Source organism: Psychrobacter sp. PG1, assembly GCF_014897815.1.
In the GTDB taxonomy this organism is placed as follows: Bacteria; Pseudomonadota; Gammaproteobacteria; order Pseudomonadales; family Moraxellaceae; genus Psychrobacter.
The window spans coordinates 1-24866 of sequence record NZ_JABUZG010000048.1 but is presented as its reverse complement, the minus strand read 5'-3'; the positions used below and the strand labels follow the sequence as shown (position 1 = coordinate 24866).

Here is a 24866-nt window from a genome sequence, read left to right as displayed (position 1 = left end):
TCTGCTACTGGCAGATAGATGCTGATCTTGCAGACTAACTATAGATTTTAGACGTAATCAACACTTTAATACGTGGCAATCTATTTAACTAATGATGCGTAAGACTTAGGTTGTTGTGATTATATAGCCTCTGTCAGTGTCGATTAAAGCTGAATTTCAAGCTTATCCCCTTTTAAGTATAGGAGCTATATCATGGCCGTTCAAAAAAGTCGTAAAAGTCGTTCTCGTCGTGACATGCGCCGTTCACATCATCGTATGGAAATCGCTGAGATAAGCGTAGATGCTACCACTGGTGAAAAACATCGTCGTCATCACATGACTAAAGATGGTTTCTACCGTGGTCGCCAGTTGTTTAAAGTTAGTCAAGACGCTTAAATTGTTGGCTATTCAATAGCTAATTGCAAAAATAATGATAGTACTGGTGACTGTCATTATTTTTGCAACGCTGTTATTAGGTAATATGCTTTGAGCTGAAGAAAGCCAAGTTATTTCGCTATCATATATTATGTGGCTAGATAACTTGGCTTTTTGCTATTAGCTTTTATGGTAGGTATTTGAACAACCTTTTACCATGTGCCTTTAGAAAATATGAAAATGAATCGATATACTCTACCATTTTAATGTGAGTGGTATCTTTTACTATACGTGTTTCAGTTGCATCCGCTATGATAATAGTGTGCGTCAGTGTATAGTTTATCGATAATCCGTTTTTTTAGACAAATACTAAAGCAACGGCTTTATATCGCCTCTAATAATATAATAAACCCCAATTGTTTTTAGGGATATTTCCAATTAAATAAGGAATATTGGTTATGGCCTCTGTACCCGATATGGTAAAAAAGCCGCCGACACGTATTGCGGTAATTTTTCCTGGTCAAGGATCGCAAGTAGTCGGGATGACTAGTGAGCTTGCTGAAATCTATCCAGAGATTCTCGATACCTTTACTGAAGCTAGCGCCGCGCTTGGTGAAGACTTATGGGCAATCTGTCAAAATGAAGAAAAACTCAATCAAACACAATATACTCAGCCAGCATTACTGACGGCCAGCATCGCCATTTGGCGTATCTTAAAACAAAAAATAACCACAGCGCCTTGTTATTTAGCGGGTCATTCTCTAGGTGAGTACAGTGCGCTTTGTGCGGCTGAAGTCATATCGCTTGCTGATGCGGTTAAATTGGTACATAAGCGCGGTCAGTTGATGCAAGAAGCCGTTGTAGGTGTCGATACTGCCATGGCAGCAGTGTTAGGGCTTGAGGACAATCGAGTAGAAAACTTGTGTGAGCAAGCGACTGAACATGTCGAGGGTGCCATTGTAGGTGCAGCCAACTTTAATAGTCCGGGACAAGTGGTGATATCGGGTAATGCTGCTGGTGTGAATGCCGTTATTGATAAAGTGCAAAACACAGGCAAAAAATCTATCCCGCTAAAGGTAAGCGTACCATCACATTGCGCGCTAATGGAACCAGCGAGTATTGCATTGGCTGAGATTCTGGCAGAAATAAAATTTGATCAAGCGACGATTCCTGTTATCCAAAATCGACATGCGCGTGTCGAGAGCAGTGCGGTCGGTATCAAGCAGGCATTAACAGAGCAATTAAGCCAACCAGTATTATGGTCAAAAACCATGCAAGAGCTGGCTGACAAACAAATTAATATTTTAATCGAATGCGGCAGTGGTAATGTATTGAGCAACTTGGCGAAGCGCCAAGCACAGCCAATTATGAGCTATCCTACTGACAAGCCCGCTCGTCTTGATAAATTAATGGAGGTGTTATCATGAGTCGTACGATTACTCTAGTGACAGGTGCTAGCCGTGGTATTGGTAAAGCCGTTGCCAAACGTTTCGCCAAAGAAGGACATTTTGTTATTGGTACAGCGACTACGGAAAAAGGTGCTGAGCTGATTGATGGTTATCTCCACGATAGTGGCGGTATTGGACGTGTTTTAGACGTACGCGATACCGCACAAATTGATAAGCTGTTTGAAGAGATTGAGAGCGTCTACGGCGCAGTACAAGTCTTGGTTAATAATGCAGGTATCACCCAAGATGGTCTGCTGATGCGTATGAAAGATGACGATTGGGAAAATGTTATCGATACCAATTTGACGTCTGTATACCGCATGAGTAAACGTGCTGTGCGCGGTATGATGAAAGCACGCCGTGGTCGCATCATCAATATAACCTCTGTCGTTGCTCAAATGGGTAATGCAGGTCAATCGAACTATGCGGCGACCAAAGCAGGCGTCGAAGGGTTCAGCCGTACGCTCGCGCGTGAAATTGGCTCACGACAAGTGACGATTAATTGCGTAGCCCCTGGTTTGATCGAAACGGATATGACGGACGAGCTTGATGAGCGCCTATTGAACTCTATGCTAGACGCTGTACCTATCAGTCGCCTTGGACAGCCAGAAGACATTGCCGCCGCCGTACATTTCTTAGCCAGCGATGAGGCCAGTTATATCACAGGCGCTGTTATTCCTGTCAATGGTGGTATGTATATGTAGGTGATAAATAAGTGTTACACAGTTATAATAAAAAACTCTGTGCACGAGTGTAAACTATAATAAAGGGTGTTATAATGACGGATACTTTTATGTCAAAGCCCTGTATTATAGCAGGGCTTTACTAGACATCAGTCAAAATGTATAACCAGCTATAAAACAAGTTACAAAGTACTCGGATAGCTGTGCTAATCTGAAGATATGATTTTATATACAATGCCGTAGAGCCTAATGATAGGCCTATGGTGACTTGCCAAAATAATAGATCAAAAAGGAGAAATCTACATGAGTAATGATACCGAGCTAAGAGTTAAAGCTGCAGTAGCTGAGCAATTGGGTATGAATGTTGAAGATATCAACAATGATGCATCATTTATGGAAGACTTAGGTGCAGATTCGTTAGACCTAGTCGAATTGGTTATGTCATTTGAAAGTGACTTTGGCATTACCATTCCTGATGAAGATTCAGCAGAATTAACGACTGTTCAAAAAGCGATTGATTATGTACAAGCGCAGCTATAATTAGCTAGTGGCTTAGCGAGTTATTCTAGCCGCCTATCTGTAGAGATAGGCGGTTTTTTTATGTTCTTAATTTGCCATGGCAACAGGTAGTTATGTGATTAATCAATACGTTAACATAAGCTACGCCAAATCAACATTACTCAACATACTATTACTATCTACCTCACCTATCTTTGTCTATACTCATAATGGTAAGTAGTAACAAAGTATAGTGATATATAAAGTGTGGTTATATATGAAAGTATATGCCATTAAAAAAATAATGATGAATAATAAATAACAATATTTAAAGGAGTATGTAAATGGGTATGTTCAGTTTTGCAAAAGATATCGGTGATAAAATTTTCAATCGTGATGACGCCAAACACGATGCCAAGTCAGAAACAAAAGCAGACGCTAATACGCCAGTACAGAGTAGCGAACCTTCTGCGCAATCAGTTGCCAATATTTTACTTCGTCGCATTCAACAGCAGAATCTTAATATTAGCGATTTGAAAATCAAGTATAACGGCTCAACAGATACTGCAGAAATCAGCGGTAAAGCTAAAACGCAAGCAGACCGCGAAAAAGCGATTATCGCCATTGGTAATGTACAAAACGTGGCCAAGGTAATCGATAATATTGATATCGAAGAAGATGCGCCTGAGTCAACGATGTATACAGTGAAATCTGGTGATAGCTTGTCTAAGATTGCAAAAGAGGTTTATGGTTCAGCGGATGATTACATGAAAATCTTTGAAGCCAATAAGCCGATGCTATCTAGCCCTGATAAGATTTATCCTGGTCAAGTACTGCGTATTCCTAAGCCATAAGCCATAATATGGTTTTGAACTGTCAGCGATATGTGTGAATAAAATAAAGAATGCCTCTTACTATAATAAGAGGCATTTTTTTCGGGTTTATATAAATATAAGCTTAAGATTTAAATGTTCTCTAATTTCTCGTACTGTTCAGCTATGGCCCAGTTGATATGTACATCAAGCATCTCGTTGTGTATGCCTAGCTTTGATTGTAACTGAGTAATGGTGTCTTGATGACCATTAGCATTTCCAAGACCAATCGCGATATTGCGCAAGAAGTTCACATAGCCTGTGCGTCTAAGTGGGCTGCCTTCAGTTTTTTTCATAAATTCAGCTTCTTGCCATTGCCACAGTTCCAGCAGACTGCTGCTATCAAGGTTGTGCCGTGGTGCGAAGTCCTCTACAGGTGTAAGATTGGCGTAGCGATTCCAAGGACAGATAAGTTGACAGTCGTCACAGCCAAAGATGCGATTACCAATCGTGCGGCGGTATTTTATATCAATAATACCGTCGTGCTCGATAGTGAGGTAGGAGATACAAGCTGCAGCATTGAGCTCATAGGGCGCGACAATTGCTTGAGTGGGACAGATATCGATACAAGCGCTACAACTGCCGCAATGCTCTTTGACCGGTTTGTCATCAGGTAACTGGAGACTAATAAATAGCTCACCCAATACAAAAAATGAACCCGCTTGCTTGTTGATTAATAAGGTGTGCTTTCCTGTCCAGCCAAGACCAGCAGCATCGGCAATGGGTCGCTCGAAAATAGGCGCAGAGTCACTAAAAGGCCTAAAAATAAAATCTTGCTCTGAACCTATATTGAGGTGTTGCCACTCAGGAAGCATGGCTTCTATCTTTAGTGCCAATTGTTTCAAACGACTGCGCATCGTTTTATGATAGTCGCGTCCTCTGGCATAACGAGCGATGATGCCTTGATTGGGGTAGTCATTGTCAGTGATCGTACGTGGGGTTGGTGCTTGAGTCAGGTAATCCATACGAACACTGATGATGGTTTTTGCCCCTTCTACCAGTTGGTCAGGATTTGCCCGCAGTTCATGATTGTTATGCATAAACTGCAGTTGCCCCTCATAGCCTTTTTCGAGCCATTGTTGCAATTGTACAATCTGCTTAGCAAATAAAGGGTGATGCACCGATAAAAACCCGCAGTCGGCAAACCCTAAAGCCTGTGCTTGGTCTTTAATCCATTGTTTGACATCTGCTGTGGTGGTAAATGTTGGGCTATTATTCACATTAATCTTTTTTTCGGACGCAGGCTTAGGTTCAGAAGAGATTTGCTTAGCTGATTTCTGCTGGGTTGAAGAGATAGGCAAGTTTGCTTTAGGAAGATTATTCATGTGTGACAGTAGGTGATAGAGTGAATACCGATATAATAAGCCAGTGAGCCAAGAGCGCAAGTATAAAAGCAAATAATTTCACATTCATATTGATACATACGTTGATGTAAGCGTTTGCTAAGCTGATGCTAAATGATAGTAATCATATGCCAATAAAATAAAAAATCAGCAAAAAATACTTAAGGATTAGTTATGAAAAATCAGATCAATTTATCACCTATAAAAAGTACAAAACCTATCCCGTTATATAGCAGTGAACAACTCTATGCGATGGAGCAAGCATGGTTTGTAGAGGGGCATGATAGTTTTGGGTTGATGAAACAAGCAGCCTGGCAAATGGCGCAACATATAGAACAATTATATGAACAAAAACAATTAAACATATATCCATCAGCCACTACTTATGTGCCTCGTCGTCATATGCGCCAGCATCGAGTGAGCATTTGGGTTGGAAAGGGTAATAATGGTGGCGACGGTTGGCTCATTGCTCATTATTTACAGAAAATGGGTTGGCAGGTACAAGTGGTAACAGTGGGTTTTGAGAGTGATGATTTTGATATCAGTAACACAACAGCATTCTCCGATGCACAAAAAGTCCTAAAAGAGGCGCTATTGGCTAATTGCCCTTATCAACGCTTTGAAAATAGTGCTTGTGAGCTAGAAGAAGGAGTAGATGGTAATCTGCAAGCCGATGTCTATATTGATGCACTGTTTGGTATTGGTCTGGATCGTGCACCTACAGGTATTTATAAAACAGCCATTAGCACTTTTAATAAGTTATCTGAACAAAATAGTACCTTGGCCATTGCGGTTGATATTCCAAGTGGTCTGGTGGCTTCGACTGGCGAGGTGTTTGAGCAGGTGGCTATACAGGCTGATATAACGCTATGTTTAATTGCACGGAAATTCGGTTTGCATACCAAAGATGGTATGGATTGTAGCGGCAAGGTAATTGATATACCGCTGATACCTTATCCAATAAATGATAAAAGGTTCATGCCAGTAGCAACACTGATTACTACTGCATATGGTCTAAGTCCTCGCCGTCAAAATAGCTACAAAGGTAGCTATGGTCATGTACTGATTATTGGCGGTAATCGTATCGATGGCTCACAAGGTATGGGCGGCGCTGCGATACTGTCTGCTTCGAGCTCGATGGCGGCAGGAGCGGGTAAAATTACGGTTGCTTGCCATGAGGCTTTTCATAGCGCCCTATTAACTTCACTACCAGATGCAATGACGATCAATTTGCATGATGTGGATGGAGTGCAGGAGTTAATCAAGTCAGCCACTGTGATTGCGATTGGTATGGGGCTTGGTCGTGATGAAAAAGCAAAAGTGTTGTTTATAAAGTATCTACAAACTGCGATGACAGCTAAAAAGGCAATAGTGATTGATGCTGATGGACTTTATCATTTGGCATCATTGCAATTAGAGCATCATGAATTGGTCAGTCAGCTGCGAGAATATAGCGTTAATCATCAAGTTTGTTTGACACCGCACAGTGGCGAAACTGCTAGATTACTGAATAAGAGAATCAGTGAAGTGGAAAGCGATAGACTACAAGCGATAAAACAGTGCGCTACAACTTATGGTGGTGAATGGGTGCTAAAAGGCGCAGGTTCTTTGATATTAGAGCAGGGCTTAGATGAGCACCACGTTTATGTTTGTGCTGTCGGTAATGCGGGGATGGCGACGGCTGGCATGGGTGACGTGTTATCTGGTGTCATTGCTGGTCTGCTAGCACAACAAGATTTATCGTCAGGAATGCAAAGCTTGCATCAGGCGGTTGTTATACATGGATTAGCAGGGGATACGCTGGTCAATCAAAGTAATAATACGTTATTAGTTGGACAGCGAGGGCTACAAGCTCAGGATATGCCAGCAGCCATTCGTCATGTGATGCAGCTATTGATTAACATCTATAATTAGCATTAAACCTAAGTAGTTGAGTTGCCACAATACTGATCAATTGCCTGCTGTACACGTTCACGTTTGAGCTCAATTTCACGACCGTCTAAATATTGACGCTTGCCATTTGCATCCATCTCATAAATACGTCCGCCGACATTCAAGTTGGTCAAATTATTGCGGAGTGACTGGCAACGCTGTGCATTGGCTTGTGCTTCTTGTTCTTTAATCCGTGCTTCAAGCGCTGCAACTCTTTGTTCTTCTGCGCTTTGAGTATTAGTACTTTGATTGGCATCTGTTTTGCCAGCCAATTGTCCTGCATTGCTTTGTCTGCCGTCACTACGAAATTCAATCAGCTCAATGTTTTTACCATTTTGCGGCGCATGTTGGCTGTATTTGACTTCACCATGTGCACCGACAGATTTATAAACTTGAATAGCATGACTGGCATTCATCGACAGCATTAGCACATACGCAGTACTCATAAGCAGTTTGGTAGCAGTATTTATTTTAGACGCATATGCCATAGTAGCAATCCTCTCAAGGGGTAAAAAACAGATGTGTATATATGTGTCAATATAACATTTAAGTGTTGGAATGGTACTAAAAATGTACCAGCTTTCGATTCTAACAAATAATCCTTATGAATGTATATTATTTAATAACTAATAGTTAGGGATGGGCTTTAGAAGTTTTTCTTGACAATAGCTCACAAACCATCGAATATAATAGCAGTTGATTGGTCAGTGAGCGGCTTTTATGATATTGCCGTGGCACTTGAAAATGAGGACGATAGGTTACTTATCAGTGGCTTACGCAGTTTTCGTTTCTTTGTGACAATGATATTGCAAAGATAGTAATCATAACGATTGTTATCGATGACTTTATGTATTGTCTCCGGACTTATCTGTCTACAATGACTAAGATAAACTTATTATTTGAAATGCGCTAAGCGTGACTCTAGCGGTTGTATTAAACATGGAAAAATATTCAGCAATTAAATCTTTTTAATAAGCCTGTCGTAAAATCTAACCATTTTACAAATTAGTATTGGCTGTGAGAGTGATTTAAATTGTGAATATCAATGCCTCTGTATAAATCAATCTGTTGTAAATGCTATCTGCTATTTATCAATAATAAGCTTCTTTTATAGATGCACGCGCATCTTGTCACTGTACATCGATAGACTCCTGCCATAAAACTGACCCTACATATATTGCTGTGTTTGAGTAACCTGCTGTCTTATAAAACAGCGTTGCTTAGAGATAGTGGGCACACATTCTTGATATGGATAAGGATTTGCAGCCATTTCTATAAGACGAACCATCTTGTGTAAATAGCGTGGTTTTCTCTTATAAATGAACGCCAATTCTTGACAAAAAAAAGGTGATGACAGTGACGCAAACCACGCAAAGTCCGAATATGACGGGACATACCCAAACGGGGAATGCCGCCAAAAATTTTGAAGAAAAGCAACAACGCCTCGCTGAGGGTAGTGAGCAACCTATAATGCTATCTGGTGCTGAGATGTTGGTGCAATCACTGACTGATGAGGGCGTCAAATATATTTTTGGCTATCCAGGTGGTGCGGTTCTTCATATCTATGATGCTTTGTTTCAACAAGAAAATATCGAGCATATTTTAGTACGTCATGAGCAAGCAGCCGGTCATATGGCAGATGCTTATTCGCGAGTCACAGGGCAGACAGGGGTGGTCTTAGCGACGTCAGGTCCAGGTGCTACTAATACCGTAACGGCTATCGCAACAGCGTTTATGGATTCTGTGCCGATGGTGGTTATCGCAGGTCAGGTACCTAGCAGCCTAATTGGGGAAGATGCCTTCCAAGAAACAGATATGGTCGGTGTATCACGTCCTATCGTGAAGCATAGCTTTCAAGTGCGCCACGCTAGCGAAATCCCAATGATTGTCAAAAAAGCCTTTTATATTGCTCAGTCTGGACGCCCAGGTCCTGTAGTGATTGATGTACCAAAAGATATGACCGCGCCAAGTGAAAAGTTTGCTTACGCTTATCCAGAAGAAGTGTTTATACGTTCGTATCAGCCGTCATTAAAAGGTCATAGTGGTCAGATTAAAAAAGCGGTTGAAACGCTGCTTGCTGCAAAGCGTCCGATTATTTACTCTGGTGGCGGTGTTGTTTTAGGTAATGCGCATAAAGAGCTTACTAATCTTGCGCATCGTTTAAACTTACCAGTAACCAATACCTTAATGGGCTTGGGCGCGTTCCCTGGTTCTGATAGTCAGTTCTTGGGTATGCTCGGTATGCATGGCACTTATGAAGCCAATATGACCATGCATCATGCCGACGTCATCTTGGCAGTTGGCGCACGTTTTGATGACCGTGTCACTAATAATGTCAAAAAATTCTGTCCGAATGCGACGATTATTCATATTGATATTGATCCTACCTCTATTTCAAAAACGATTAATGCGCATATTCCGATCGTGGGTGATGTTAAATCTGTCCTGACCGATATACTAGAGATTGTCGGTGATGATAAAGAGCTAGACCAACCAGCATTGTTGGATTGGTGGTCACAGATTAATGAGTGGCGTAAGCGTCATGGCCTGCGTTATGACACTAGCACCGATAACGGCATTAAGCCCCAAGCGGTCGTTCAAGCTTTAGATAAAGTGACGAATAGTAACGCTATTATCACCAGTGACGTCGGTCAGCATCAGATGTTTGCCGCGCTTTATTATACCTATAATGAGCCGCGCCAATGGCTAAACTCAGGTGGTTTAGGGACGATGGGTGTTGGCTTGCCGTATGCGATGGCAGCCAAACTTGCTCACCCTGAGCGTGACGTGGTTTGTATCACGGGTGAAGGCTCTATTCAGATGAATATTCAAGAGCTCTCAACCTGCTTACAATATAATTTGCCAGTTAAAATCTTAAATCTAAATAACGCCCAATTAGGCATGGTGAAGCAGTGGCAAGATATGCTGTATGAAGGTCGTCATGCCCATTCTTATATGAATTCACTACCAGACTTTGTCAAACTCGCTGAAAGCTATGGTCACGTCGGTATCAAGATTACTGATCCTGCGACCATGGAAGCGCAATTGGCGGAAGCCATGGCAATAACAGATAGATTGGTATTTATTGACGTTTATGTCGATCGTAACGAGCATGTATATCCAATGCAAATCGCTGGGCAAGCGATGCGTGATATGTGGTTAACAAAAGGGGAGCGTACCTAATGCAACAACAACATCTGATTTCGGTATTGATGGAAAACGAAGCGGGTTCGTTGTCGCGAGTGGTCGGTTTGTTCTCTCAACGTGGCTACAACATTGAAACTTTGAACGTTGCGCCAACAGACGATTCGAGTATTTCTCGCTTAACATTGACTACTATTACATCACCTGAAAAAATAGAACAAATCACCAAGCAATTGCATAAATTGATTGAAGTGGTTAAAGTGCTTAATCTATCAGATACCGTGCACGTCGAGCGCGAGTTGATGCTCATAAAAGTACGGGCGACGGGTGGCGTACGTGAAGAGATTAAACGCAGTGCCGATATTTTCCGCGCACAAATCGTTGATGTGAACGCCAATCTATATACCATTCAAATCGTCGGTGACAAAGCCAAACTTGACGGCTTTATTGATGTGATTGGTCGTGAACGTATTATGGAAGTGGTGCGTTCGGGTGTGATTGGTATTGCACGCGGCGAAAAAACGCTCAGTTTATAATGGGTGCTTACTGTACCTATTGTAGGTCAAATTATTTATTCAAACATTAACATAGCGCTTATCTCACCCATCACTTCGATAAGGTGATTATAATTTAAGTGTTTATTTATCCATGGCAAGCCATGATTTAGGAAAAGGACTCTGTTTATGAACGTTTATTATGATAAAGATTGTGATCTATCAATCATCCAAGGCAAAAAAGTTGCCATTATTGGTTATGGTTCACAAGGCCATGCACACGCGCTTAACCTACAAGATTCAGATGTTGATGTGACCGTTGGTCTACGTGCTAACTCTGGCTCATGGAAAAAAGCAGAAAACGCAGGTCTAAAAGTAGCTGAAGTAGAAGAAGCGGTAAAAGCTGCTGATGTCATCATGATTTTGACGCCTGATGAGTTTCAAAAAGAGCTATATAATGATGTAATCGAACCAAATATCAAAGAAGGTGCAACCCTAGCGTTTGCTCATGGTTTTGCGATTCATTATAACCAAGTCGTACCACGTGGTGATCTTGATGTCATTATGGTTGCACCAAAAGCACCAGGTCATACGGTACGTTCAGAGTTTGCCAAAGGCGGCGGTATCCCTGATCTTATCGCTATCTACCAAGATGCTTCAGGTCAAGCCAAACAATTAGCACTCTCTTATGCTGCTGGTGTTGGTGGTGGTCGTTCAGGTATTATCGAAACAACCTTTAAAGACGAAACTGAAACTGATCTATTCGGTGAGCAAGCAGTACTTTGTGGCGGCGCAGTAGAGCTGGTTAAAATGGGCTTTGAAACCCTAACTGAAGCTGGCTATGCCCCAGAAATGGCTTACTTTGAGTGCTTGCATGAGCTTAAGCTTATTGTAGACCTCATGTATGAAGGCGGTATCGCTGACATGAACTATTCAATCAGTAACAACGCTGAATATGGCGAATACGTAACTGGTCCTGAAGTCATCAATGAGCAATCACGTGAAGCCATGCGTAATGCCCTAAAACGCATTCAGTCTGGTGAGTACGCGAAGATGTTTATCTCTGAAGGCGCAACCAACTATCCCTCAATGACGGCTCGTCGTCGTAACAATGCAGAGCATCAAATCGAAATCACTGGCGCTAAGCTACGTGGCATGATGCCTTGGATCGGCGGTAATAAAATCATCGATAAAGAAAAAAACTAATTCAGTATTAGGCTATTAAGAGATTAATCGCTGATATAGACCTAAGAGCCCATGCTATTACTTAATAGTGTGGGCTTTTTTAGTTTGCACTACTTTAGTGAAATTTTAACCACAATCGCTTTGGTGTTGGTTGAAAACGACCAATCGATGCCTCATATATCTAGCCTTCATTGATTTTTTGAATATTCTTAGTGCAACCAGTTGCTGGTTAATTATCAAGACGATTGAGTTGCGCGTTCTTATTTTTTATAGATTATAGGTTGTGTGTTGTGCAAATATCTTATCCAGACTGGCTAACGCCGCAATTCGTATATATTACTCTTAGCGCTGTGGTAGCTGTTTTAATATGGATAGAAGGGGAGATGCTCAAAAAAACCGATGGCAAATTGCCTAAATCTAAGTTTTTTCAAATCAGCTCACTCTTGGATACTTTGTGGTTCTTTATTTCCGTTGTCATATTATATGTGATTGACTTGACGCCACTAGCCATTACGGTACCTGCTGCTTATGGCATCTATACTACCTTTGGATGGATATACGGGACGCGTTTACTAAAACGTAAAGGTATTCCTGATTCTCCTAAAGACTTGGTGATACCTGCTAAATACATCGCCTATAGTCAGTCATTTTCGCTGATATTTTTTGCGCTTTGTTTGTTAGTATTAAGTTCACCGTGGCTACCGATATCTCAATGAAGCATATGCTGACTTATCACCTATTTATTATTTGAGATAATGCTGTCACCAACTTAAATGACACCTTTACGTTAGAATGATAGATAGTAAATGATATAAAATATCTTTCTTATCAATGTATTAGATAGTATTTAATTGGCTTTCGTGACTTTTAAAAACGGATTGTCGTTGTTTACAAAAATCATCAATTTAACCTGTTGCGATTATAAAAAGCTGCTATAATCAGGCTGTACTCAAAAGATTTTAGGTCGTAATTTCAAGCTATCTAACGATATTTTGATCGTATTGACTGTTGCATTTAGCAGAAAATAGTTTGGGTATATATCAATTAATCGGTGACGACACACGTCTCGCCAACAGTTAAAGAGTTAGGAAAATTTATGTCAGATAAAGTTGAAGGCACTGTAAAGTGGTTTAATGAAGCTAAAGGTTTTGGTTTTATCGCTCAAGACAATGGCGGACAAGACGTATTCGCTCACTACAGCGCTATCCAAGGTGGTGGTTTCAAAACTCTAGCCGAAGGCCAAAAAGTGTCTTTCATCTTAGGTGATGGCAAAAAAGGCCCACAAGCCGAGCAAATCGAAGCTATCTAATCTCATTTGACATCTGGTAAGCTGATTAGTCAGTAAGCTTGATGACAGTAAGATTATCAATATGCATTGATGCCTTTGTTTGTTAAAACAATAAAAATACTGTTTCAACTCTAAAAAAAAGCAACCTCTTATCAGGTTGCTTTTTTTATGCCATTTTTTTTGCTATAAACGTAAAATCATCAAAAGCATACTGATATTAGCTGTCAGTCATCAGCACTGACTCAAAAAAGATCTAACAAAATAAGGTTGTTTTATGAAGTGGGAGGCATGGTTTTCAATCGATTGGCAGTAAGTGCTGGGTATTTCTCTATCTGCAATCGGTTTTTATTTAGGGTTAATGTTATTTACAAGATTGATGGGGTTGCGAAGTTTCTCCAAGCTCTCAAGCCATGATTTTGCGATGACTGTCGGTATTGGCAGTATACTCGCTTCAACGGTGCTATCAGACACACCGTCATTAATGCAAGGGCTGTTTTCTGTCGCAGTATTGTTTGTGATTCAAGGGGTTATCTCATTTATCAGGCGTAAATTCAAACCGTTAAAATCTCTGATAGACAATCGAGCCATTATATTAATGGCGCATGGCGAGTATTTTAGTAGAAATTTAAAAGAGGCCAATCTTAGTACCAGTGATGTTCAACAGGTTTTACGCAAGAATGGGATCAAGTCTAAAACGGAAGTATTTGCTGTCATTATGGAAACCACAGGGGATATGAGTGTCATCAAAAATAATGCAGTCACGCCTGACTGGTCATTATTCGATGATATACGCGACAGTGAGTTGCTGATTGGTTCCAGTAAAAATAGAAAATCGTAGATTTTGAGTTTTTGATTATTGTTGTCGATTGATGTTCTCGATTGATGCCAGCGAGATAGATCACAACAATCCATTAAGTAACTATCGTATTGACAGTGCTAAAAATAGGTGAAATATTGAGAATGTAGGTTAAAGAAGACTGTAAAATTGTGTACTTATAAACTATTTATTATAGAATGGTGACAAATTTATGACGCATTATTCACGGCGTTGTCTTGACCTTATGCCTGTGCTCACGCAAGATACAGGGGTCTGATAATAATGGTTGGCTTAGCTTTAGCAGATTTTATCAATGAGTAGTGTGATACTAATACCATTTTCGGTATTGTTTCTTCTCGCTTAATTAACTACTATCTGTTGACGCAGTAATAACCCTAAGTAGTATTTTGAACGACAGTTTAAAAAAATGAACCTTTGGTTCTTAACTGACAATTTTTAATTCATAACATTAATAAACGAGGAACGTATGAAAGCATTAGTAGCGGTCAAGCGTGTCATTGATTACAACGTAAAAGTTCGTGTAAAAGCTGACAACTCTGGCGTTGATTTATCAAACACTAAGATGTCAATCAATCCTTTTGATGAGATTGCAGTAGAAGAAGCGGTTCGTCTAAAAGAAGCAGGTGTGATTGATGAAATCATTGTTGCTTCAATCGGTCCAAAAGAATCACAAGAGCAAATTCGTGCAGCGTTAGCATTGGGCGCTGATCGTGGTGTTTTAGTGTTGACTGACGACAAGCCGTATCCATTACAAATTGCTAAGATCCTCAAAAATATCGCCGAGAGTGAAGGCACTGATATTATCTTATTGGGTAAGCAAGCCATTGATGATGATAACAACCAGACTGGTCAGATGCTAGCGGCATTGATGGGTATCGGTCAGGGTACGTTTGCATCAGAAGTAAAAGTTGAAGGCGATAAAGTAAACGTGACTCGTGAAATCGACGGTGGTTTACAGACGCTAGCACTTGAGTTACCAGCGGTTATCACCACTGATTTACGTTTGAATGAGCCTCGTTATGCTAAATTGCCTAACATCATGAAAGCGAAGAAAAAACCACTTGACGAAAAAACGCCTGCTGATTTTGGTGTTGATATGGCCTCTAAGCAAGAGATCATTAAAGTTGTGCCACCTGCTGAACGTAAAGCTGGCATCAAAGTGGGTTCAGTGGATGAGTTGGTCGATAAGCTAAGAAACGAAGCAAAAGTCATTTAATGTTTCAATGATTGGATACTTCGCTACGGCATATCCTGTACAAAGCTATAGATTTAACTGATTTATTTTATATAAAATAATAGTTGCTCAAACAGCTTTGTACACAAACAACCGCATGAATAGATGATACGAATAAAAAAGGATTAAAATCATGGCAATTTTGGTATATGCAGAACATGACAATGCCAGTCTGAAAAAGGCAACTTTGAATACCATCGCTGCTGCTAAGCAAATGGGTGATGATATCCATGTGTTGGTTGCAGGTAGTGGTGCTCAAGCTGTCGCTGACCAAGCAGCTAAAGCAGAAGGCGTGACTAAAGTATTATTAGCAGACAACGCTGCCTATGAGCATCAATTAGCGGGTAACGTTGCGCTATTGGTTGCTGATATCGCTGGTGATTACAGCCATATCCTTGCACCAGCAACAACCACTGGTAAGAACTTTATGCCACGTGTTGCCGCTTTACTTGACGTAAGCATGCTATCAGAAATCTCAGCCGTCGTAGATGCGCAAACGTTTGAGCGTCCTATCTATGCTGGTAACGCAACAGCAACTGTTAAGACCACAGAAGATAAAGCCGTCATAACAGTACGTACCACAGCTTTTGACCCAGTAGCAAGCGAAGGTGGTTCAGCTACTGTTGAGACAATCGACAACGTGCAAGAAACTGGCAAAGCAAGCTTCGTTAATGAAGAGATGGCGAAATCTGATCGTCCTGAATTGACTTCAGCAGGCATTGTGGTTTCTGGTGGTCGTGCCTTAGCAAATGGCGAGAACTTTACCAAATATATCGAACCATTGGCTGATAAACTTGGCGCTGCCGTTGGTGCATCACGTGCCGCTGTTGACGCAGGTTACGTACCAAACGATATGCAGGTCGGTCAAACGGGTAAAATCGTTGCACCAGACTTATATATTGCAGCGGGCATTTCAGGCGCGATTCAGCATTTAGCGGGTATGAAAGATTCTAAAGTTATTGTTGCTATCAACAATGACCCAGAAGCACCTATCGCTAGCGTTGCTGATTATTTCTTAGAAGCGGATTTATTTACAGCATTGCCTGAGCTTACTAGCAAGGTTTAATCGTTATTTAGTGATTAGTTAAGTATAAAACCCCGCTATTATTTATAGCGGGTTTTTCGTATTTGAGAGGTATGTTTTTGATTCAGTCAAACAACATTAGTTATAGTTTCTTTGACGTAGCGTTTCATATAAGCATAATGAGCCTGCAATGGCGACATTAAGGCTTTCTTGACCATTAGGCTGTGGTAGAGCGATAGGGGTGGCGCACTGCATCAGTTCGTCACAAACGCCTTGTCCTTCATGCCCCATAATCCAAGCGATAGGTTTTTTTAAGTCATGTTTATAAATGACTGTATCAGTATGGGAGCTGGTAGCAAATAGCGGTGTTTGCACATGGTCTAAAATATCTTGCACACTTAGATCTTCATAAATGGTCAGGGCAAACTGAGCGCCCATGCCTGCTCGTAATGTCTTAGGGGACCACGCTTGTGCTGTCGCACTGGTACAGAGTATATTCTTGATGCCAACCGCTGCTGCGGTGCGTAATAGAGTGCCCACATTGCCGCTGTCTTGCACATCATTTAAAATCAAGCAGTCATTATCAATCATCGATAAATGAGGCGTTGGTACTTTAATGATTGCCATGATATCGATACCAGTACCTAAGCTACGAATGCTCTCATACAGCGAATTTGATAACGTGAAAATAGGCGTATAAGTAGGCAAGTGCGTCAAAATTTGCTGAACCTCAGGATGGTTGTGCGCAGACTCTGCGAGTAGGATCTGGACAAACGGGTAGTCGCTACGCAGCGCCGCATCGATGAGATGGACGCCCTCAATCACCGTTTGCCCTTGCTTCTTCCGCTGCCGCGCTTGCGTTAACAAGGATTTGACAAGTTTAACGGTCGTATTTTTATCTGAGGTAATAAGCTCGGTGGGATTTGCTACCATAGTGGATCGCTTAGAAAAAAATATAAAAAAATTAAACGATCAGTATAAAGCTTATAAATGCTCTGGCTTTATACTGACTGTTATCAAAGTAAAGGCAAAGTGCTTATTTATCAGCGTAATTTATATGCAGATTTTTAACATAATCGACTTCATTTTTGCTGCCTAGTACCACTGGGACGCGTTGGTGAATATCGGTTGGCTCTATGTCTAAAATGCGATTGACTGCATCAGTAGCAGCGCCACCCGCACGCTCAATCAATAAGCTCATTGGATTGGCTTCATACATCAAGCGTAATTTGCCAGCTTTATTGGCATATTTGGTATCGAACGGATAAGTGAAGAGACCACCACGACATAAAATACGATGCACATCACCGACCATGGCCGCCACCCAGCGTGTATTGAAATCGCGACCACGGACACCCGTTTCGCCAGCAATTAACTCATCGATATACTGCTGCATGGGTGCGCGCCAGTAGCGGTAGTTTGAAGCATTGATGGCGTATTCACTGGTATCGGCATCGATTTGCACGTTTTCTTGTATCAATACATAATCGTTAGTGTCAGGATCTAGGCTAAACATCACGACATGATCGGCGATAGTTAGCGCTAGTACGGTAGAGGTACCATAAAGCAAATAACCGGCTGCTAACTGTTGATTACCAGCTTGCAAGAAGTCGCTATTTTCACTGACTTGACCTTGGCGCTGGTACGGTAAAATAGAAAAAATAGTGCCAACGGCCATATTAATATCGATGTTTGATGAACCATCAAGCGGATCGAACAATACCAACAAACTGCCGTCTGCATTGGCAGGGGTAGCATCGTCAAGCTCTTCTGAGGCAACGCCTGCACAATGTGTATTTTTCGCTAATGCATCTAACAATAAGTCATTGGACAGTACGTCCAGTTTCTTTTGGTCTTCACCTTGGACGTTTTGGTTGCCAGCTTCGCCTAGAATGTCTGCTAGTGCCCCTTTTCTCAATAATTGTGAGATGGTTTTACCCACGTCAGTGACAGTAGTAATAACGTCACTCAGTGCAGGATTGGGCGAATAATCATTGAGATAGTCTGTAAGGGTTGTCATAAGGCTTCCTAATAAATGCTGTTAAAATAAAGGCTACTGAAACTAAGGATTAAATAAGGGGTTGGAAAATCGGTTGGGTCGCACGTTACAGACCTAAATCTGGCAAATTTTTAAATACCTCGCACGGCATCTTTGTCCTGACCACAAAATCAGCTACACTATCACTATTATTATTTATTTATCGTTTGGCTAAGCGGATTTTTGATGATGGTTTTGACAGGTCTATGGCTACTGCCCAAGAGGATAACAATGGCTGTTTTTTACAGCGCTATGTCTCTCACTGCCACTGGGGTAAATTGTAGCAAATAAGTGCCAAAATGTCCTTGTCTCTGTGCTTATCGTCGACTATAAATCGCCAAAAAACGCATAAATAATGATTATTAAATCATATAAACCAACAATAAAGACCTGCCACTATGCCAAATTCTACTGATAGCCGCTCAACTCAGACAGTCTCGCCAACGGATTATGCCAAATTCGACCCTGATACCATTCATGAGAAACTTGATGCGTCGTTAAGTCGTCCGCAGCTTAATAGCGATGGCAGTATTCGCCATTTTTTGGGGGTGGAAGGTCTTAATAAAGCGCAGTTACAGGCGATTATTGCCAAAGCAGAGACGTTTTTTGATGATAATGGACAGCTCATTAACCGCCCTGAGCTCGAAGGCTATACGGTGATGAATTTATTTTTTGAACCGTCAACGCGTACCCGTACGACCTTTGAGGTAGCCGAAAAGCGTCTCGGTGCCAATGTGCTTAATATCGATATCGAGCGCTCTAGCACTAAAAAAGGCGAAAGCTTGCGTGATACGCTGTGGAATCTACAAGCCATGACGGCAGATATCTTTGTGGTACGGCATTCAGCATCAGGTGCTGCCCATTTTATGGCAACAGAGGTCACACCGAATATTGCTATTATTAATGGCGGTGATGGCTGGCATGCGCATCCAACGCAAGGGATGCTCGATATGCTCACTATTCATCGTGAAGCGCCGCGCCCATTTGAGGAGCTGTCAGTGGCTATCGTTGGCGATATCAAGCATTCGCGAGTGGCGCGCTCAGACATTAGTGCGCTACAAACCTTGGGTGTAAAAGACATTCGCGTCTGTGCGCCGCGTACCTTATTACCGAAAGGCATTGAGCGTTTTGGGGTACAAGTCTATGAAGATATGAATGACTGTGTCACGAACTGTGATGTCATTATGGGATTAAGAATACAGAACGAACGTATCGGCTCGCCACTATTGGCATCATCGAGTGAATATTATAAACACTACGGTATTACACCAGAGCGCATGGCGTTGGCTAAGCCCGATGCGTTGGTCATGCATCCAGGGCCGATGAACCGCGGTGTTGAGATTGCATCAAGCGTTGCTGATGGCGACCAGTCAGTGATTTTAAAACAGGTGAATAACGGCATCGCTATTCGTATGGCAGTACTGTCGTTAGCTATGGAAGGTCAGCGCGCTCACCAAGCTGCGAGTAAATAATCCTCTGCCTCGCTGTTTTATATTTATTTATCCCATTTTATTGATACGGTAATAACGCTCATGACAACTATGTTAAATATAGATGCACCGATAATTAACCATCTTCCTCAATCATTTAAAGACTCACTATCAAGTGCTGCGACAGATAAGTTGGCGTCACTCGAAGCTGGTCGTGAAATGTGGCTACTGCCGCCTTTGGTGGATCTGTGCGCCCGCCTACGTGAACCAGGTCAACAACAACATGGCACTTTGGAGTCAGAAGGGCGCGCTGCTCGTGGCAATGGTTTTTTGCATGTGGTCATTCCTCCTGATACCAATCCTATCTTAGAGAACGGTTCATTATTAAAAGGCTTACGTGAGCGCGCGCTTGGTGATGGCGGCATATATTTGCATATTTTGGGTGCATTGACTGCTGGTTTAGAAGGTGAGCGCCCATCAAATATCGCTGGGCTTAAAAAAGGCGGTTGCATAGCCGTTTCTAATGCGCGCCGCCCTTTTCGCAATGATTTAGTATTACTGCGTACACTGGAATACGCCGCGACTTTTAATATGAAAGTGTTCTTTTATCCTGATGAGCCAAGTCTATCTGGTGATGGCGTGGCTCATGAAGGTTATATCGCTTCATATCATGGCTTGCAGGGGATTCCTTGGATTGCTGAAACGGTTGCCTTATCAACGCAGTTGCTAATGGTTGAAGAAACGGGCATCGCCGCTCACTTTAGTCAATTATCCTGTAAATCTTCAATTGAATTAATGCGCTGGGCAAAAGATAAAGGCCTGCCCGTGACTTGTGATGTGGCCATGCATCAGTTGTATTTGACCGATGACAATTTAGAGGGTTTTAACGCCCAAGCCTATGTATTACCACCCCTGCGTAGTAATACCGATCAGCAAGCCATCCGCCGTGGTCTAAAAGATGGCACCATTGATGCGATATGTAGCCATCATGAACCCTTGAACAGTACCGCCAAAAAAGCCCCATTTGCTGAGAGTACACCAGGCATCTCAAATTTTGATACCTTTATGGCGCTGGCTTGTCAGCTAGTCAATGATGAGGTGTTAACCTTAGAGCAACTTGTCGATAAAATCTGTCTCAATCCGGCGAAAATCGCTGGTATTAGTGAGCAATATGAAAAAATCGGCGGCGCAGTACTGGTGGATCCTAAGTTAGAGTGGCAAGTGACCGCCCAATCCATGCTGTCCAATGGTAAAAACACGCCATTCTTTAATCAGCAGTTGCAAGGCCACGTTGTGGAGACTTTCTTTGGCTAATTTGCCTAGGCAGGATGATAGTCTGCAACCATCCTCGAAGGATAGCGATCATCACTTGCACAACCAAACCATCAAGTCGCACAGTACTGCCAGTGAATCTATCAAAGCGGTGGCAATCTATGAGGTGGTTAAAGGGGTCGGTGCACTATTAGGGGCAGGGGCTTTATGGTCATGGCATACTGATCTTGACCATTGGCTAACGACGGCGACTGATTCTTGGCAACAGACTTTTGGACAGCTACTGGCACCGCAAGTTGACAGTGCAGTACGGATTGCCCAGCAGGCAAGTAAAAACTGGTCATTATTCTTGTTATTAATCTTTGCTTACGCCAGTCTACGTTTTCTTGAGGCTTATGGCTTATGGCAGGATAAAACATGGGCGTATTGGTTTGGTGTGCTGGGTTATGGGGTGTTTATTCCTATTGAGCTTTACTATCTAATCGTTAGCCCATTTGATTGGTTTAAACTTGGAATATTAGTCTCGAATCTTCTTATTGTGGTCGTGGTATATCGTAATATGAAGCGTAAAGGATTGATATAAAAAAGGCGTATATAGCGGCTATCAAAAAAACTGAATATGTATGAAAAAGCCAGCATAAGATACTGTCTTATGCTGGCTTTCTTTTGCTAAAACGATTGGCTTAAAACTGGTTACAAATTATGGTTTTGCTATACTTTTATCAGTGCGAATGCTTTTGGCGACTTTGCCAATACTCAAACCTTGCACCAAGATAGAGAATATCACCACTGCATAAGTGAGTGCCAACAAGATATCGCGTTCGGTTCCCAGCGGCAGCTGCAATACTAAAGCAACCGAAATACCACCACGTAATCCGCCCCATGTCAGCACTTTCCATGCACCAGTCGGTAAATCGAGCTGACGATGAAAGGTTTTGGTCGTCATACCTACAACGATAAAACGCGCAACTAGGGCAATGACAATCGTCAAGCCAGCGGCGATAAATAAATTACCCGAATAAGCAATCATCACTACTTCTAAACCGATGAGTACGAATAAAATAGCATTGAGAATTTCATCGATTAATTCCCAAAATAAATCAATATAATGCCGCGTTTTATCGCTCATCGCCAATGCTCGTCCGCGATTCCCAACCATCAACCCCATCATCACCATGGCGAGTGGTCCTGATAAATGCCAATGGCTGGCGAGTGCATAACCACCTATCACACCAGCAAGCGTTAACAACACTTCTTCTTGATAGCTATCGATACTTTTCAGCATGTAATACAAAATCGCCCCAAGTACTAAGCCAAAAACAATGCCGCCACCGGCTTCAACCGCTAGAGTATGCGCCACATAATTGGCGGTTGGGATATCACCACTGGATAAAATACCTAGCAGCAATACAAAGATGACGACGCCGATACCATCGTTAAATAAAGACTCACCTGCGATGACCGTTTCTATACTTTTTGGCGCGCCAGCCGATGAAAGGATGCCCATCACAGCAATGGGGTCGGTCGGTGATATTAGAGCACCGAATAGCAAACACCAAAGAAACGGCAAACCGAAACCAAGCAGCGGCAGCATAAAATAAAGCGCCGTGGCGATAAGCATCGCAGAGACGATGGTACCGACGCAAGCAAGGATACCAATAGGCAGTTTATAACGTTTTAAATCGCTGATATTGACGTGCAGCGCCCCTGCAAATAACAGCATAGAGAGCATGCCATCTAATAAGACTTCGGTAAAATCAAGCTGCTCTAATAAGCTTACTTCATAATCAATGAGCTGATCAAATCCCAAAAATCCCAAAAATATGGCGCCAATAGATAATAAAATGGAGATAACCATCACGCCAATCGTGGTCGGTAGACCAATAAAACGATGGTTAACGTAAGTTAATAGGGCTGTGATTGATAAGAATATCGCGCTGATTTCAAGTATGGTTAGGCTACTGGTAGGGGCCATGAAAAAATTCTCAAGTGAGTTTAAAATTGTCATAAGCTTAGCGCTTACATACACTAAATAGGTTTGATTTTAGTTTAGTTATCGTTTGTCTTTTTATTTTGATTGCGTTTGTAATGCTTGGCGAATATGGCTGTCAAACGCGCTAACATAGTTAAAATACTGATGATGAGCATCGTTGCTAAGTATGAACTGTTGGGCTTGTTGGCACATCGCGCTCAAGTCATCTATCAGCTCTTGATAGCTTAGGTTTTCTTCTCCTGCGCGCTCAATCATTTTTATCTCATGCAATAGGGTTTGCTGCTGTGCGTTATTTACGCGAGCATAACTTAGATTGACCATCGCCTGACATAGCGCTTTTAAGACCATCAAATCTGCTGCTGCATACCGACGTATCTCGCCAAGTGAGGTATTGATAAAATCAGATATTTTGGGAGTATGAGTAACTATGGCTAATATCGCCAAGCGTCGCTGGTCAACTTCGGCTTTCGATGAATCATCGTTTTGTGCCGGTGTATAAAAATGATAGGGACTGGGCGGCTGGCGACGCATCATAATACTTAAGCAACTGGTTAGTGATTGTACGCAGTTGACCGCTGTTTTTGGATCATTGATACCGGGCGATAAGGCGCGGACGGCGATTTCTGTCATTTGTCCCAAGCTATAAGCAATATCGTTAGAATGAGCCAGTCGTTGTTCGATACGTATACAGCCTGCAAAGCGTTGCCAAAAAAGCCCGTCAGGGGCACGCGGTACAACAGCTAAAGATGGCGTCGCTGTTTTTTGTCGATTGTTTGGATGACCTGCTGGACGTTGGTAAAAGTAGCCAATGACGTTTTTATCAGTGACATAATCACCAAGATTGATACGCATTTGCACCACGCCACCATAGTCTTGTGTCAGTGTAATCAGTGACTCAAGGTAAAATTGTTGGACATAACCTGAGCTTGGTGGATAGATGGGCATCGCTGACCAGTGATGAAACTGTTCAATGTCATGATGTTCTATATCGCGTTGATGCTGTATATCGCAATGATCACGATACCAATAGTGAATATTATTAATCGCATCATTGCTGGCGTTTTGAATCACATGGGAAGCTTGAATGGCATGTACCATATGCTGTACAAAGTACACCAGCAACAGCGCACATATAATAGCCATAATAATACCAAAAGTCACTGCGAGCTGTGGCACACCAAAAGCCACGTCATACTTATGGATGGATTTTAACACCAATAAACTATAACTAAACGTGCCAATGAACGCCCCCAACACAAATTGATTGGGTGTATCGGTTAAAAAATTGCGCAATAGCCGTGGGCCAAATTGCGAAGAGGCCATCGACAGCACGGCGATTGTAATGGAAAAGGTCGTGCCTGCTACGCCTAATACTGCGCCTGCGATGGCAGTCATGATAGCGCGCGCCGCATCGTCGTCACCGGTAAAAGCAAAGGTAATCTCTCTGACGGTTTCGCGGTCAAAGTGTTGATCGATAGTGACCAATAAAGGCGCAAGCAATATTCCAACGATGACGCATGCCGTTGGGATAAACCAATAAGAGCCGATAAGCTGCTGCCATAGGTTTCTTAGTCGATCAGGCATATCGGTCAGTGTCTGTAGCGACCATAACTGGGCGAACTGCTTTAGTCTGTGCGTTATTGTCAGCAATGCAGGGTTAAACCAGCCACTTTCAGGGTGTTTATTCAATATTATATGCTCCACAAATGACCTAAAAAGTGACCCATTTTTTATTACTAAGCTAGGATTTTATTTGACCCTAGATTCAAATAAGAAGTGCAACGTTTTAAAAGAAT

23 protein-coding genes are annotated in these 24866 nt (G+C 42.0%); 17 read left to right on the top strand and 6 right to left on the bottom strand.

The window, feature by feature from the left end:
* Positions 1-192 precede the first annotated feature (192 nt).
* The 5 genes from rpmF to lysM all read left to right on the top strand — a co-directional run bounded on the left by rpmF (position 193) and on the right by lysM (position 3837).
* Positions 193-375 (top strand): 50S ribosomal protein L32, encoded by a 183-nt coding sequence (gene rpmF / locus INT03_RS04505; protein WP_011512869.1) that lies wholly within the window; start codon positions 193-195, stop codon positions 373-375.
* 437 nt (positions 376-812) lie between these two features.
* Positions 813-1781, top strand: coding sequence for an ACP S-malonyltransferase (fabD, locus tag INT03_RS04500; protein WP_055125277.1), 969 nt, complete (start codon positions 813-815; stop codon positions 1779-1781).
* Positions 1778-2506, top strand: coding sequence for a 3-oxoacyl-ACP reductase FabG (gene fabG, locus INT03_RS04495; RefSeq protein ID WP_045454442.1), 729 nt, complete (start codon positions 1778-1780; stop codon positions 2504-2506). The genes fabD and fabG overlap by 4 nt, the downstream gene beginning before the upstream one ends.
* 282 nt (positions 2507-2788) lie before the next feature.
* The gene (gene acpP, locus INT03_RS04490) at positions 2789-3025 is read left to right on the top strand and encodes an acyl carrier protein (protein ID WP_025652201.1); all 237 of its coding nucleotides are present in this window, start codon (positions 2789-2791) and stop codon (positions 3023-3025) included.
* A 302-nt stretch (positions 3026-3327) separates the two neighbouring features.
* Positions 3328-3837 carry a peptidoglycan-binding protein LysM gene (gene lysM, locus INT03_RS04485; RefSeq protein ID WP_055125278.1) on the top strand — a complete coding sequence of 170 codons (510 nt, stop codon included), beginning with the start codon at positions 3328-3330 and terminating at the stop codon, positions 3835-3837.
* A 110-nt stretch (positions 3838-3947) separates the two neighbouring features.
* Here the strand turns inward: lysM and queG are convergent, their stop codons facing one another.
* Positions 3948-5180, bottom strand: coding sequence for a tRNA epoxyqueuosine(34) reductase QueG (queG, locus tag INT03_RS04480; RefSeq protein WP_055125279.1), 1233 nt, complete (start codon positions 5178-5180; stop codon positions 3948-3950).
* A 192-nt stretch (positions 5181-5372) separates the two neighbouring features.
* Here queG and INT03_RS04475 point away from each other — a divergent pair, with 192 nt between their 5' ends.
* Positions 5373-7112, top strand: coding sequence for an NAD(P)H-hydrate dehydratase (locus tag INT03_RS04475; protein ID WP_193007808.1), 1740 nt, complete (start codon positions 5373-5375; stop codon positions 7110-7112).
* Between the two features lie 8 nt (positions 7113-7120).
* On the opposite strand, the gene INT03_RS04470 is transcribed toward INT03_RS04475, so the two are convergent.
* The gene (locus tag INT03_RS04470; protein WP_193007807.1) at positions 7121-7618 is read right to left on the bottom strand and encodes a DUF4124 domain-containing protein; all 498 of its coding nucleotides are present in this window, start codon (positions 7616-7618) and stop codon (positions 7121-7123) included.
* Between the two features lie 862 nt (positions 7619-8480).
* Between INT03_RS04470 and INT03_RS04465 the strand changes: the two genes are divergently transcribed.
* The 8 genes from INT03_RS04465 (at position 8481) to INT03_RS04430 (ending at position 16379) form a co-directional block, all read left to right on the top strand.
* Entirely contained in the window at positions 8481-10313 is a 1833-nt protein-coding gene (locus INT03_RS04465; RefSeq protein ID WP_193007806.1) for an acetolactate synthase 3 large subunit, read from the top strand.
* Positions 10313-10810 (top strand): acetolactate synthase small subunit, encoded by a 498-nt coding sequence (ilvN, locus tag INT03_RS04460; protein WP_045454430.1) that lies wholly within the window; start codon positions 10313-10315, stop codon positions 10808-10810. Before INT03_RS04465 ends, ilvN begins: the two co-directional genes overlap by 1 nt.
* A gap of 147 nt (positions 10811-10957) precedes the next feature.
* Positions 10958-11974 carry a ketol-acid reductoisomerase gene (gene ilvC, locus INT03_RS04455; protein WP_045446660.1) on the top strand — a complete coding sequence of 339 codons (1017 nt, stop codon included), beginning with the start codon at positions 10958-10960 and terminating at the stop codon, positions 11972-11974.
* Between the two features lie 269 nt (positions 11975-12243).
* A complete protein-coding gene (locus INT03_RS04450; protein WP_045454429.1) occupies positions 12244-12669 on the top strand; it encodes a hypothetical protein in 426 nt (141 codons plus the stop codon).
* 380 nt (positions 12670-13049) lie between these two features.
* Positions 13050-13262 carry a cold-shock protein gene (locus INT03_RS04445; RefSeq protein WP_010196799.1) on the top strand — a complete coding sequence of 71 codons (213 nt, stop codon included), beginning with the start codon at positions 13050-13052 and terminating at the stop codon, positions 13260-13262.
* A gap of 400 nt (positions 13263-13662) precedes the next feature.
* Positions 13663-14079: a DUF421 domain-containing protein gene (locus tag INT03_RS04440; RefSeq protein WP_226950247.1), complete on the top strand. Its 417-nt coding sequence runs from the start codon at positions 13663-13665 to the stop codon at positions 14077-14079.
* A gap of 466 nt (positions 14080-14545) precedes the next feature.
* The gene (locus INT03_RS04435) at positions 14546-15295 is read left to right on the top strand and encodes an electron transfer flavoprotein subunit beta/FixA family protein (RefSeq protein ID WP_045446670.1); all 750 of its coding nucleotides are present in this window, start codon (positions 14546-14548) and stop codon (positions 15293-15295) included.
* A gap of 151 nt (positions 15296-15446) precedes the next feature.
* Positions 15447-16379, top strand: coding sequence for an electron transfer flavoprotein subunit alpha/FixB family protein (locus INT03_RS04430; protein ID WP_193007805.1), 933 nt, complete (start codon positions 15447-15449; stop codon positions 16377-16379).
* A gap of 96 nt (positions 16380-16475) precedes the next feature.
* Here the strand turns inward: INT03_RS04430 and INT03_RS04425 are convergent, their stop codons facing one another.
* Both INT03_RS04425 and INT03_RS04420 read right to left on the bottom strand, forming a co-directional pair.
* On the bottom strand, positions 16476-17270 hold the full coding sequence (locus tag INT03_RS04425) for a TrmH family RNA methyltransferase (protein WP_193007804.1): 795 nt from the start codon (positions 17268-17270) through the stop codon (positions 16476-16478).
* A gap of 103 nt (positions 17271-17373) precedes the next feature.
* Positions 17374-18357, bottom strand: a complete 984-nt coding sequence (locus INT03_RS04420) for a class 1 fructose-bisphosphatase (protein WP_193007803.1) — start codon at positions 18355-18357, stop codon at positions 17374-17376.
* A 416-nt stretch (positions 18358-18773) separates the two neighbouring features.
* On the opposite strand from INT03_RS04420, the gene INT03_RS04415 reads away from it, so the two are divergent.
* The 3 genes from INT03_RS04415 to INT03_RS04405 are packed head-to-tail and all read left to right on the top strand — an operon-like array spanning position 18774 to position 21660.
* Positions 18774-19847, top strand: coding sequence for an aspartate carbamoyltransferase catalytic subunit (locus INT03_RS04415; protein WP_193007802.1), 1074 nt, complete (start codon positions 18774-18776; stop codon positions 19845-19847).
* Between the two features lie 60 nt (positions 19848-19907).
* Positions 19908-21119 (top strand): dihydroorotase, encoded by a 1212-nt coding sequence (locus tag INT03_RS04410; protein ID WP_193007801.1) that lies wholly within the window; start codon positions 19908-19910, stop codon positions 21117-21119.
* A complete protein-coding gene (locus INT03_RS04405; RefSeq protein WP_226950246.1) occupies positions 21112-21660 on the top strand; it encodes a DUF2127 domain-containing protein in 549 nt (182 codons plus the stop codon). The genes INT03_RS04410 and INT03_RS04405 overlap by 8 nt, the downstream gene beginning before the upstream one ends.
* 117 nt (positions 21661-21777) lie before the next feature.
* Here INT03_RS04405 and INT03_RS04400 read toward each other — a convergent pair whose 3' ends face one another.
* Positions 21778-23085, bottom strand: coding sequence for a cation:proton antiporter (locus INT03_RS04400; RefSeq protein ID WP_264298297.1), 1308 nt, complete (start codon positions 23083-23085; stop codon positions 21778-21780).
* Between the two features lie 60 nt (positions 23086-23145).
* Positions 23146-24759 carry a DUF2254 domain-containing protein gene (locus tag INT03_RS04395; RefSeq protein WP_226950245.1) on the bottom strand — a complete coding sequence of 538 codons (1614 nt, stop codon included), beginning with the start codon at positions 24757-24759 and terminating at the stop codon, positions 23146-23148.
* Positions 24760-24866 lie beyond the last annotated feature (107 nt).